The organism is Candidatus Megaera venefica (genome assembly GCF_034554655.1).
GTDB lineage: Bacteria > Pseudomonadota > Alphaproteobacteria > Rickettsiales > Rickettsiaceae > Megaera_A > Megaera_A venefica.
The window spans coordinates 1-9,939 of record NZ_JARJFB010000065.1; the positions used below are offsets into that span (position 1 = coordinate 1).

Below are 9,939 nucleotides of genomic sequence, written 5' to 3' on the forward strand. Positions count from 1 at the left end.
AAAAAATGAATGTGCGGTGATTTATTTTTGAAATTCTTGAAATTATATCAAAAATTTAGAGTTTTGACGGAGAGACTTAGTATGATTACCGATTACCTTATGGTGAGTAATTTTATCGTGATCAACTAAAATCATACCTGGCTTGCCCCGGTATCTTCTTTTTAGGTCGCCTGAGATCCCTGGATTACTGTATCTGTTCACATGTTCAAAAACTAGTCACTCAGTCGAAGAGTTTTGTACCATAATTCAACTGCTTTTACTATAAACTAAAACTCGTTCAAAAAAGGCCATAGACCACTAATCTCCAAGCAACTCCATAACTAAGTTTTGTTCATAAATTTCGGTATCTAGTAAGTCTGGTAAAGCCTTGTCCAAAAGTGTCGCTGCTTGCCCTTTGTATTGCTGAGCTTCTTCATTTTGCCCCAATGCAAGATAAGTTGAGCTAGCTTTTATATAAGGGTCTAAGAATTTCGGATTTAGTTCTATAGAGGCTTGATACTTTATTAATGCTTTATTGTAATCTTTTTGTGAAAAGTATTTATTTCCTACACTATAATATATTTCTGCCTGTTTTTCAGAAGAAAAATTATTATTTTTAGAAATTTCACAAACTTTATCTAAAGTTTCTTCGGTTCCTATCTTTAAATATAATTTTAGCGCTATATCTAAAAAGGTACTTTTTCCAACTGGGGTAGTAGTGGTGTATTTCACCATAGCATCAGCGATATTAGTTTTAGCTTTCTCTACCAATAACTTTTTCACTACCAATGACTTATCGGCGCTAGAATCTATAATAAACTGATTCACTGGAATAATGACCTTAGTAATTATTTCCCGCACTTCTTTAGCAGAATGAGCTGGAGTAATTAAAGCAATAGTAGGTAATGGACTAGTTGGAGCAAGCTCGGCGGCTTTTTTATATGGAGCAACGGCTTCTTGGAATTCACCTAATTTGAAATGAGTCATTCCTAAATTATTGAAGTATAAACCATTAGTTTTATCAAGATCAGTGGCTTTTTCAAATGGAACAACGGCTTCTTGTAATTTGCCTAATTTGAAATGGGTGCCTCCCAAATTATTGAAGTACATAGCATTAGTTGGATCAAGCTCGGTGGCTGTTTTAAATGGAGCAACGGCTTCTTGTAATTTGCCTAATTTGAAATGGGCGCCTCCCAAATTATAGAAGTATATAGCATTAGTTGGATCAAGCTCGGTGGCTGTTTTATGTGCATAAACTGCTTCTTGGAATTGGCCTAATTTTAAATGAGCCTCTCCCAAATTCTTGAAGTATTTAGCATTAGTTGGATCAAGCTTGGTGGCTGTTTTATGTGCATAAACTGCTTCTTGGAATTGGCCTAATTTTAAATGAGCCTCTCCCAAATTATAGAAGTATATAGCATTAGTTGGATCAAGCTCGGTGGCTGTTTTATGTGCATCAACTGCTTCTTGGAATTCGCCTAATTGGAAATGAGTCGCTCCCAAACTATTGAAGTGGTTAGCATTGGTTGAATTAAAAATTTGATCAATCTGTGCGTTGTCGTTTTTATCTGATCCTGTGTCAGAATTGAGAAGTCTTTTCATATGTGTACTTGAATTTTTACAATAACCACATCTTATTATAGCTTCATAAATACGTCAAATACATTACAACAAGTTAACGATGAGCGAGCTCAAGAATCTAACGCGATTGCCCTGGTTTCTAGACCACTATCACCGAGTGCTTACGTAAAAATTAACTGATGCATTTGAAAAGGAGAGAAATAGCCTCTCTTTAGTAAACTAAAACTCGTTCAAAAAAGGACTAGACCACTAAATATTTCCAAGTAAATCCATAAACTCTTCTTGTTCCTGAATTTCGGTATCTAGTAAGTCTGGTAATGCCTTGTCCAAAAGTGTCGCTGCTTGCCCCTTATATAACTCAGCTTTATCACTTTGTCCCAATGCAAGATAAGTTGAACTAACCTTTATATAAGGGTCTAAGAATTTCGGATTTAGTTTTATAGAGGCTTTATATTCTATTAATGCTTTATTGTAATCTTTTTGTGAAAAGTATTTATTTCCTACACTATAATATATTTCTGCCTGTTTTTCAGAAGAAAAATTATTGTGTTCCACTATCTTGTAGATTTTAGTTAACGATTCTTCGGTTCCTACTTCTAAATACATTTGTATCGCTTTATCTAAAAAAGTATTTTTTCCAATCGTGCTAATAGCAGTATATTTTACTATAGAATCTGCAATATTAGTTTTAGCTGTCTGTATTAATAGCTCGTCCTTACTAAAATTTAAGATATTTTTATTTAATGGCATAATAAATTTAATAATAACTTCTTTTACTTTTTCAATAGAATCAGTTGATTGAATTATTGTTATACTGATTTTGTTTAAAACGTATTGTGGATCAATCTTTCTGGCCTTTTCATATAAATCAACAGCCTGTTGATATTTCCCTAGTTTAAAATTTGCGTATCCTAAGTTAGCCCAATGTTCGACATTATTTGGTTCCAGATCTGTTAACTTTGTATAAGCAACAATTGCTTCCTCATACTCCCTTGATTTAAAATAAGCCACCCCTAAGTTAACCCAATATTCGACATTAGTTGGTTCCACCTTTGTTAACTTCGTGTAAACAAAAACAGCTTCTTTATTCTTCCCTAATTTTAAATAAACATAACCTAGATCAGACCAATATTTAGTACTAGTTGGATCAATAATTGTTAATTTTATATATGCATTAGCTGATTCTTGGTAGTTTTCTAATTTAAAATTTGCGTATCCTAAGTTAGCCCAATATTCAGCATTTTTTGAATCAAGTTTTGTTGCTTCTTCGTATGGAACAATTGCTTCTGAATATTGCCCTAATTTAAAATGAGCATACCCTAAATTACCCCAATATTCAGCATTTTTTGAATCAAGTCTTGTTGCCTCTTTGTATGGAACAATTGCTTCTTCGTATCTTTGTAATTTAAAATAAATATAACCCAAATTATTACAATATTCAGCATTTTCTGAATCAAGTCTTGTTGCCTCTTTGTATGGAACAATTGCTTCTTCGTATCTTTGTAATTTAGAAAGACTAGCTCCTAAACTAGAAAAATATCCAGCGTTATTTGGGTCAAGATCTATTGCCTCAGATAAAGCAGAAATGGCTTCTTCGTATTTACCAAATTTAAAATGAACGCGACCCAAACTAGCAAAGTAATTATCTTCATTTGGATTATATTTTTTCTTTTTGTTGGGCGTATCTAATTCAGGAGGAGATTTTCTTTTCATAATTATATCAAAGTTTTTTAGATTTGACTATTTGACGGCAGGCATTATACATATCGACAACAATTATTGCAAACTTAATTGTTGTTGCTAATAATGTCCGCTTTTAATAACTTATCTAGCATCAACAATCTTTGCTGAACTTCTTTGAACAATCTCATTAAATGAAACAGAGTCTGCTTTTTTAATAAGCTTTATTACATCATGGTCAACATCAAAAACACCAATATCAGTGATCACTCTGTCTACCACGCCAACACCAGTTAGGGGCAGGGTACATTTATCAACAAGCTTAGGAGAACCATCTTTTGAATTATGAGTCATCAGAACTACTACTCTTTTGATATTAGCTACAAGATCCATAGCTCCACCCATACCTTTAATCATCTTGCCTGGTACTGCCCAGTTGGCTAGATCCCCGGTAGTTGAGACCTCAAGTGCGCCAAGTATAGTAAGATCAATATGACTTCCACGGATCATTGCAAATGAGGCCGCACTATCAAAATAACTACTTTGCGATAGTTCTGTAATAGTCTGCTTACCAGCATTAATAAGGTCGGCGTTTTCTTCACCTTCATATGGAAATGGCCCCATCCCTAACATACCATTTTCACTTTGAAAACTGACATTAATGCCTTTTGGTATAAAATTTGTAATGTTCGTTGGCATACCAATGCCAAGGTTAATAAACTGTCCGTCTTTTATTTCCATTTGCGCTGCTATTTGGCACATTTCATCTACTGACCATGACATTACTTAAGCCTCTCTAGTTCTTATGGTTACTTTTTCAATTCTTTTCTCATAATCCTTCCCTTTAAAAAGCCTATGAATATATATAGCTGGAGTATGGATGTTAGCTGGATCAAGCTCTCCGGTTTCAACAATTTCTTCTACTTCACAAATAGTAAGTTTAGCCCCTGTCGCCATTACGGGGTTAAAATTTCTAGCAGTTTTATTATATATTACATTACCAAATTTATCGGCTCTATAACCTTTGATAATTGCTAAATCTGCCAGAAGAGCTTTTTCCATAATGTATTTTTCACCGTTAAACTCTCTTATTTCTTTTCCTTCAGCTACAATTGTTCCAACCCCTGTTCGTGTATAGAAAGCAGGGATACCAGCTCCAGCAGCTCTGATTCGTTCAGCAAGGGTTCCTTGTGGATTAAGCTCTAACTCAAGAGTTCCATCGAGGTACATTTTTTCAAAGGTTTTATTTTCACCAACATATGAAGATATCATCTTTTTGATCTGACCATTTTTTAGCAAAATACCTAAGCCAAAATCATCAACTCCACAGTTGTTGCTGACTACTGTTAAATTCTTTACTCCAGATTTTGCTATTGCTGAAATTATATTCTCCGGAATTCCACAAAGGCCAAAACCACCTGCATGTAAGAGCATTCCATCTCGGAGCACGCCTGCTATTGCTTCTTCTGCATTATTAAAAAACTGTGTCATTATTGGCTAAAACTCTTTATTAGTTTATGATTTAAGTATTCTATACATTAGAATACAATAAGGCAAAATTCTATTGCTAGAACTATAGTTGTTTGTTGACTTATAGTGTTTTATTGTTTACCAATTGCATATCTGGGGATGGTTAGAAAAATTAGGTATATAATTATGAAAAACCACTATGTAATAAAAAAAGTACGACCAGATAATACTACGATACTAAATAACATAATGGCTCGTTCTCTTGCGATGTGGGGTTATACTCCCCAGCAAATAGAAAAAGCAGCAGAAGTATTAAAAATTACTGAAGAATTTTTGGATAAATCAGTATGTTACGTAGCAAAGATAGATGATTTGATCAAAGGTTTTTTTTGTATAGCGCCAAGCCGAAGCGAAGCACTTAGTGAAGCTAAGTTCTATATTGAGCCAGATAGTATAAGATTAGGCCTTGGAACAACACTTTGGAATAAAGTTATACATGAACTAAGAACCGAAGAAGTAAAGTGTTTTAAATTCTTGATAGACCCAAACGCGCAGGGGTTTTATGAAAAATTAGGGGCTACAAGAATTGGTGAACAGCTTTCGGATGTAACAGAGGGGTATATGATCCCTATAATGAAGTATAATATCACAAAAAATAAGTAGTTATAGATGCAAATTGACAAAAATATACCAAATTATCTAACTATAATAAGGCTAGTATCAATCCCAATTATAGTAATGACATTTTATTTTGAGGATTCTAAGTTTGCTCATAGGGTTGGAGGAATCGTATTTGCTTTTGCTAGTGTAACCGATTTTTTCGATGGCTATTTGGCCAGAAGATATAATATTATTTCTAGTTTTGGCAGAATGTTTGATCCAATAGCTGATAAAGTCTTGGTCGGGTGTGTATTGGTTATGCTTGTAAAAGACAATAGGGCTGACGAAATACCTTGCCTACTTATTCTCGCACGTGAATTTGTTGTTGCAGGCTTTAGAGAGTTTTTAGCTCAAGTCCAAGTGAGCGTTCCAGTTACAAGGCTTGCTAAAGTTAAAACAACTATACAGATGGTCGCTATGACGATGCTTATTGTTGGGTCTGTTGGTTCAGGTATAGCGTCCCTTGATTTAATAGGGCATATAAGTCTCTGGATAGCAGCTATTTTAACTTTAGTTACAGGATATTCTTATTTACAAGCGTGCAGCAGGTACTTCTAGTGAACACACACACAATATTAGAACGAATTAATGGTAAAAATTATATTGCAGGAGATTGGATTTCTGAAAAAGAGATAATTCATGTTGAAAACCCATCAAACGACAAAATAATTGGATATGTACCGAACTTATCAGCACAGAACTTGATAAAAGCAATTGATAACACATGTCAAACCGCAAAATCATGGGCAGAATCAACTGTTGATATGCGTTATCAAATACTTAGAAAGTGGCAAGAACTACAGCATAAGTATTTAAAAGAACTGAGTGAATTGCTTACTCTAGAGCAGGGCAAAGTTTTAGCTGAATCTTCAAAGGAAATTTTGTATGGAGAGTCCTTTATCGATTGGTTCGCTTGTATTATTAAATCTAGCAGTACATACATAAGACCTGGAAATTCATACGAACATAAACTCATTGCTGAAAAAGAACCGATCGGCCCAGTAGCAGCTATTACCCCTTGGAACTTCCCATGCGCTATGGTAGTTAGAAAAATTGTACCAGCTATTGCAGCGGGTTGCAGCGTCATATTAAAACCTTCTGAACTTACCCCTTTTTCTGCGTTGGCTCAAGCTATGCTGCTTGAAGAAGCTGGTTTACCAGCTGGCGTCTTAAATGTAGTTACTAGTGATGCTAAATTATTTGGCGATATAATTTGTAAAGACTTCAGAATTCGTAAATTATCGTTTACTGGCTCAACAAGGGTAGGGAAGTTGTTATACGAAAAATCAGCAAGCTCATTAAGGAAGCTCTCGCTTGAGTTGGGTGGAAATGCTCCATATATTGTATTTGCCGATTGCGATTTGGATAAAGTATCAGATGATCTAGTGGCAATTAAGCTCCGCTCTGGAGGCCAATCTTGCACTTCTCCGAACCGGGTATTCATAGAAAATTCCATTTATGATAAATTCGTAGATTTAGTTGCAAAAAAATTTGGTGACTGCAAAGCAGGGGATGGGTTTATAGAATCAAATAAACTTGGACCGCTAATTAATGCTCAGGCTATCGAGAAGGTTAACTTACTACTTCAAGACGCACAACAAAAAGGAGCAAAAATTATATGTGGTGGCATGTGTGATGGCAATTTTATGGAAGCGTCTGTTGTAAAAGATTGTACAGACGATATGAATATTTTTACCACCGAAATCTTTGGCCCAGTGATTGCCTGCTATTCTTTTTCTTCTACTCAAGAGGTTATTGATAGAGCTAATAACACCGAATACGGACTACAATCTTATGTATATTCAAAAGATATAAGAAGAGCCAATCATATTGCTTCTAAGCTTGATTTTAGCATGGTCTCTATTAATTCCTCATTTCCCGCAACAACAAAAGCTCCATTTAGCGGTAGAAAAGCTTCTGGGTTTGGGATAGAGGGCTCTCATGAAGGTCTAGAAGAGTATCTCGTAACTAAATACATTAACTTTCATTACTAGACTATGTATTAACTTTTATTAATAATTAATAAGTTGTTATTGACATTTCTTGATATAAATTTTATCCTTCATAGGTAACTAACGCAACTATTCAATTCAGTAAATATATGAAAAAAAAGGAATCGAATCTTAATAATATTTTTGATCAACATGCATTTGGCGAACAGTTTCTAATCTATCTTGGCAATAGAATTGGAAATCCACAGGCAGTTTGGGATAACATGGACAATGAATCTTTACAGCAAGAATTTATTGCAAAATGTCAGTTCATTCAACACTATGCGAGAACCAAGCTAGGAATGGATAACGTAACAATGGAGCTGGCTGCTACTACAGTAAATAATCCTAAAGCAGCAAGTTTTAGAGTAGATATTTGCGAAAAAATATTCGATGGGTTTATGCATTTTATTGCCGTTAATGAAAAAAATCCAACAGTATTAAAGTCTCTTATGGATACGTGGGTATCTCAGGGAAGAAGCCTCGAAGAAAAAATAATAGTAGATGGACTTGAATTTACGCCACTTAATTTTGTTGTAGCCAAAAATAATTTACCCGCCTTTGTCGCTCTTGCACAACACGGAATAGATGTAACGCAAGTTGATTCAACTGGATTTTCTGAGCTTCATAAGATCGTTGATCAAGTTGACAAAGGAACTTCTGATATTGAGATGCTGAAGGCATGGATAGATTCTGGTCTTCCAACTGATATGATTGCAGGAGAAAGAGCTGGTAAGTTTGCTGGCAAAACAGCAGTAAAAATGGCTGAGGAGAAGGGATTCGTCGAAGCAACTAAAGTATTGGGTGGAGACGTTGGGCTTGCTATAGAAAACCTTGATAAAACATATGAAATACAAAAGTCATTAATTCTTGAGGGGTATTATAACAAAACCTCAGATTTACAAAATGGAATATTAAAAACTGATCCCAACAAATTCCTTCTTCACTATCTTGTAGAAAATTCCCAAGAAATACCCCTAGTAGTTTTCCAAAAGTTTATTGATGATAAAAGTTTGGCAATAAAAACAAACATTGTAGGGACATCAAGAATTACAGCTTTAGAATTGCTAGTTATACAAGGATCAACTCCAGGAGATATTGGAGCTAAAGCCAATCAATTTGCTTTAATCTTGGCAGAACATGGAGTAGGTACAACTGAAGCAGATAATGGTACTACTTTATTAAGTTATACTATCAATCATGGTAATGACTTATTATTTGATTTTATCCTAGAAAACAACTTAACTGCTTTAGAAACGCCAGGAAGAGTTATTAACAAAGGATCAGTTCAAATCATAGATTCTCCTTTAGCTCACTCCTTGCTTTGTGATAATGAAAGAATGACTCTAGAGCTTGTAAAACATGGGTTTACAAAGTGTACCGTTATTGTTCCTATAAAAGGAGAGATAGAGTTTGGAGTGATTCAATCTATTAAAGCCCTTGGTGGTGAACACACAGCTGGTTTGGTTAAAGCTGTTTCGAAATATATTAACATGAAATCAGAAGAGGTTGTCCAGGAAATGGTTAATGCCCTTATGGCTGGTGAAGCTTCATTTGTTAAAGCTCTTGTAGATAACGGCACTGATATTAATTATAATAATGGCGAACTACTAAAACTTTTTGTTGGCGCTGGTAAAGCGTATCTTCCAGCAGCAAAGTTAGCAATCCAAAATGGAGCAAAAATAACAGATGAAATAAGCATTTTATCTGAACAACATGGAACCACTAATGAAATTGCAGGATGTGTTGCTGATTATGAAAAAACTTCAAAACCTCTTTCTAAAAGAGAAAAAATGAAACTACTTATCACAAAATTATTGCATGGTGATGGTGATGAAGAAATCGCATCTTCATTCCCGGGTGAAGAAAATTATGTAAAAATAGCGTCTAGTTGTCGAGCAAATCCAACTAGTTTTAAAGCTCTTTGTAAAATATTCGGTGTAACTACAGTAGTGGAAGAAGTTTCATTAGATGTTGAACCAACAGGAAATATTGATGGAGAAAGCAAAGAAGATTTCTAACTCTTTCTTTGGGCGAGTTCAACTTAGGCTGAATTTTTTAATTCAGCCTAAATGTACCAGTAACTTTTATGTAGGTAACAGGTAACACCACATACACACATAAGTTACATAGTCCCTCCGTCAAAACTCTCCCCGCCTGAATTAACAAGGGGTTTCATGTCATAAACAGCTTACAAAATCCATAAGAAAATGGTATAATTACCGCATAAAGCTTACGGATTTTAAAATTATGCCTATAGAAAATATTACTTTTCTCCAAAAACAAGAAAGGTTATTTGAAGAGAAATTATCTACAAAACTAAATCCTAAAAACAAGTTATATAAACTAAGGGATTTAGTAAATTGGTCTGAACTTGAAGCCAGAGCATTGCCTAACATTGAAATCAAGCAATTTGGTAGAAATAAGAAAGATCATAGAGTAATGCTAGCACTATCAATGCTTCAAGCTATGTACAACGGTTCTGATTCGTTTACGGAGGAAGAGCTAAAGGAAAATATTTATTGGCAATATTTTTGTGGTTATGAATATTTGCAGCAAGATCTTGATGTGTCTGAAG

9 protein-coding genes are annotated in these 9,939 nt (G+C 34.6%); 5 read left to right on the forward strand and 4 right to left on the reverse strand.

Annotation, left to right across the window (positions count from 1 at the left end):
* Positions 1–297 precede the first annotated feature (297 nt).
* The 4 genes from Megvenef_RS04880 to Megvenef_RS04895 form a co-directional block, all read right to left on the reverse strand.
* Positions 298–1,581, reverse strand: coding sequence for a tetratricopeptide repeat protein (locus Megvenef_RS04880; RefSeq protein WP_322776862.1), 1,284 nt, complete (start codon positions 1,579–1,581; stop codon positions 298–300).
* A 228-nt stretch (positions 1,582–1,809) separates the two neighbouring features.
* Positions 1,810–3,273, reverse strand: a complete 1,464-nt coding sequence (locus Megvenef_RS04885) for a tetratricopeptide repeat protein (RefSeq protein WP_322776863.1) — start codon at positions 3,271–3,273, stop codon at positions 1,810–1,812.
* A gap of 111 nt (positions 3,274–3,384) precedes the next feature.
* Positions 3,385–4,023 (reverse strand): 3-oxoacid CoA-transferase subunit B, encoded by a 639-nt coding sequence (locus Megvenef_RS04890; protein ID WP_322776864.1) that lies wholly within the window; start codon positions 4,021–4,023, stop codon positions 3,385–3,387.
* Between the two features lie 3 nt (positions 4,024–4,026).
* Positions 4,027–4,731, reverse strand: a complete 705-nt coding sequence (locus tag Megvenef_RS04895) for a CoA transferase subunit A (protein ID WP_322776865.1) — start codon at positions 4,729–4,731, stop codon at positions 4,027–4,029.
* A 165-nt stretch (positions 4,732–4,896) separates the two neighbouring features.
* Between Megvenef_RS04895 and Megvenef_RS04900 the strand changes: the two genes are divergently transcribed.
* The 5 genes from Megvenef_RS04900 to Megvenef_RS04920 all read left to right on the forward strand — a co-directional run.
* Entirely contained in the window at positions 4,897–5,373 is a 477-nt protein-coding gene (locus tag Megvenef_RS04900) for a GNAT family N-acetyltransferase (RefSeq protein ID WP_322776866.1), read from the forward strand.
* Positions 5,374–5,379: 6 nt separating this feature from the next.
* Positions 5,380–5,928, forward strand: a complete 549-nt coding sequence (gene pgsA / locus Megvenef_RS04905; RefSeq protein WP_322776867.1) for a CDP-diacylglycerol--glycerol-3-phosphate 3-phosphatidyltransferase — start codon at positions 5,380–5,382, stop codon at positions 5,926–5,928.
* The gene (locus Megvenef_RS04910) at positions 5,928–7,364 is read left to right on the forward strand and encodes an NAD-dependent succinate-semialdehyde dehydrogenase (protein WP_322776868.1); all 1,437 of its coding nucleotides are present in this window, start codon (positions 5,928–5,930) and stop codon (positions 7,362–7,364) included. The genes pgsA and Megvenef_RS04910 overlap by 1 nt, the downstream gene beginning before the upstream one ends.
* A 107-nt stretch (positions 7,365–7,471) precedes the next feature.
* Positions 7,472–9,382 carry an ankyrin repeat domain-containing protein gene (locus Megvenef_RS04915; RefSeq protein ID WP_322776869.1) on the forward strand — a complete coding sequence of 637 codons (1,911 nt, stop codon included), beginning with the start codon at positions 7,472–7,474 and terminating at the stop codon, positions 9,380–9,382.
* A gap of 229 nt (positions 9,383–9,611) precedes the next feature.
* A partial coding sequence (locus tag Megvenef_RS04920) for a transposase (RefSeq protein ID WP_322776028.1) occupies positions 9,612–9,939 on the forward strand: 328 nt, incomplete at its 3' end.

Excerpts from the sequence above, each read along its gene's own strand:
- Megvenef_RS04880 (WP_322776862.1), bottom strand. The coding sequence starts at position 1,581 with ATGAAAAGACTTCTCAATTCTGACACAGGATCAGATAAAAACGACAAC.
- Megvenef_RS04885 (WP_322776863.1), bottom strand. The coding sequence starts at position 3,273 with ATGAAAAGAAAATCTCCTCCTGAATTAGATACGCCCAACAAAAAGAAA.
- Megvenef_RS04890 (WP_322776864.1), bottom strand. The coding sequence starts at position 4,023 with ATGTCATGGTCAGTAGATGAAATGTGCCAAATAGCAGCGCAAATGGAA.
- Megvenef_RS04895 (WP_322776865.1), bottom strand. The coding sequence starts at position 4,731 with ATGACACAGTTTTTTAATAATGCAGAAGAAGCAATAGCAGGCGTGCTC.
- Megvenef_RS04900 (WP_322776866.1), top strand. The coding sequence starts at position 4,897 with ATGAAAAACCACTATGTAATAAAAAAAGTACGACCAGATAATACTACG.
- pgsA (WP_322776867.1), top strand. The coding sequence starts at position 5,380 with ATGCAAATTGACAAAAATATACCAAATTATCTAACTATAATAAGGCTA.
- Megvenef_RS04915 (WP_322776869.1), top strand. The coding sequence starts at position 7,472 with ATGAAAAAAAAGGAATCGAATCTTAATAATATTTTTGATCAACATGCA.